Annotated in this window: 1 protein-coding gene and 4 pseudogenes; 4 read left to right on the top strand and 1 reads right to left on the bottom strand. The window is 40.6% G+C overall.

Annotated elements, in window-relative coordinates; genetic code table 11:
- Positions 1–87: 87 nt before the first annotated feature.
- From BFF42_RS15795 to BFF42_RS15790, 3 genes and pseudogenes are all read left to right on the top strand, one after another.
- Positions 88–334 (top strand): annotated as a pseudogene (locus BFF42_RS15795) (ATP-binding protein); the annotation flags it as partial.
- Between the two features lie 113 nt (positions 335–447).
- A pseudogene (locus BFF42_RS27830) lies at positions 448–706 on the top strand (integrase core domain-containing protein); the annotation flags it as partial.
- Positions 707–754: 48 nt separating this feature from the next.
- A complete protein-coding gene (locus BFF42_RS15790; protein ID WP_000868561.1) occupies positions 755–1,333 on the top strand; it encodes a DUF8038 domain-containing protein in 579 nt (192 codons plus the stop codon).
- A gap of 108 nt (positions 1,334–1,441) precedes the next feature.
- Here BFF42_RS15790 and BFF42_RS15785 read toward each other — a convergent pair.
- Positions 1,442–1,673, bottom strand: a pseudogene (locus tag BFF42_RS15785) (IS1 family transposase); the annotation flags it as partial.
- Positions 1,674–1,683: 10 nt separating this feature from the next.
- Here BFF42_RS15785 and BFF42_RS15780 point away from each other — a divergent pair.
- A pseudogene (locus BFF42_RS15780) lies at positions 1,684–1,884 on the top strand (transposase); the annotation flags it as partial.

The following is a 1,884-nucleotide window of genomic DNA, read 5'->3' as shown; positions in this document are numbered from 1 at the left end:
AAGTGTCTATACCGATTACTTGATGATCAGGTTGTGTTGAATAAACGCGCATTCTTCGGTGCTTTTTTAATCTTTTGGGGATTTAAATTCCTATCGATGAACTGTCGATATGAAAAAGCGAGCATCATACTGACGTCAAACAAAGGGGTCGCAGACTGGGGAGAAATGTTCGGAGATCACGTGCTGGCAACAGCGATCCTAGATCGGCTGCTACACGCTGAATATCAAAGGAGAGAGTTACCGGTTAAAAGAGAAACGTAAAGCTGGAGTGCTGACCAAAAACACAACGCCAATCAGTGATGATGAAATGGTGAAAAACGGACAGCATCAGTAACGAAAGTATCTTAGCAGGCATGAAAATCGTCCGCATCCCCTAAACGGTCAAAATGCTTCTGCCGTGAAGGAGGGAGAATGCCATCTCATCACTTATATCTGGCGAATGAAACACAGATGGTCGGCCTTGCCCCCAAACACACGGCGGTGCAAAATGGAATGGCAGAAAACTTCGTCAAAACGATGAAATATGATTAAATCAGTGTTATGTTCGAACCTGACGTGTTAACAGCAGTAAAGTAGTCTCGCGAAGGTGTTCAAACATTATAATGAATGGCATCCTCATAGTGCGCAGGGTTATAGCTTGCTGCGGAAATATCTGAAGCGACGTACCAGTAATGGGGAAAATGATAGCTGGTTTCTGAAAATATAGAGGAAAATGTGATATATATATCCTGTTAATATTTAAGGAGAATATAAAATGAAAGTCTCGTTTAAGTCTTTAGGCTATATTTTTCATGATATATATAATAAAAAACACACTATCGATGAGTTCAACGATGTGGTAAGAAAAGCAGTTTTATCAGGTAAAATTAACGAGCTGAATGCATGTCATAAAGTGGCAATTTTTCTTGCCGAAAAAGACAATGAGATAACAAAGAAAGACAAAGCCAAGATAATAGATACATTAACTGAAAACTATTCCATTGAATTTCAACAATTAATGAATATTAGTGAGCGCACGTTAAATTCATCTTTATATATTACTCCTGGTGAAAGTGGTTTTGTCAGTTTTGTTAATCGTGAAGGAAAAATATGTCATACTGCATATGTAAAATCATCAGATAATAGCATGGCATATTACCATGCAAATTATAGCAGCATTGACAAATATATTACGGATATGTGCGGCCTTATTTGTATGAGGCATATTGAGTCTACTTGCATTATTTTTTATATGCTTGATGAAAAAGTTTTATCTGCCATTGCTGAATTTATGAATGAAAAAGGATGGCGGGCTGCGTTTTGTTCAGCAAAGAACTTATATAAATGTGTTTAATTTTAGAAAAACTATTTGGTAAAATCCAACAAGAGTCGAGAGGTTCGCGTTGCTTCAGCAGGGCCTCAGCCTGTTCAACCAGACTCAGTTGCAGGTCGTGACGCAGATTTAGTGGTGGTGGTTGATTGTCAGATACCAGCCGATGATCTTGTAGTGCATATCATCAGACTTTGAGAAGCATATGGTTTTGCGGGTAAGCCGCTTAAGATGTGTCCGCAGGTTCAGATTATGTCGCTCTATCCGCTGAGTGCATTTCTTGCTTATAACATGACTGGTTGAGGACAATAAAGTTCGGTATACCGGCTCAGGCATCGGTCATGTAGAAGGCAATGCTAAACTGGCTCAGCAAACTAAGAGCAGCGCGCATCCACTTACCCAATGCGGTTGAGAAAATAGCCTTCGATCGCTTTCATGTGGCGAAACAACCGGGTGAGGTGGTGGATAAAACCCGCCAGAATGAACATCCGCATCTTCCTGTTGAAAGTCGTCGTCAGGCAAAGGGAACTCGCTTCCTGTGGCAGCACAGCGATAAATGGATGACCGAATCCAGG

The organism is Shigella sp. FC1661, from assembly GCF_001712525.1.
Lineage (GTDB): Bacteria > Pseudomonadota > Gammaproteobacteria > Enterobacterales > Enterobacteriaceae > Escherichia > Escherichia coli.
The sequence above is the reverse complement of the archived record's forward strand: the minus strand, read 5'-3'. Positions and strand labels throughout refer to the sequence as shown.

Bases quoted from the DNA above. Each gene is read 5' to 3' on its own strand.
- BFF42_RS15790 (WP_000868561.1), top strand. From the start codon at position 755: ATGAAAGTCTCGTTTAAGTCTTTAGGCTATATTTTTCATGATATATAT.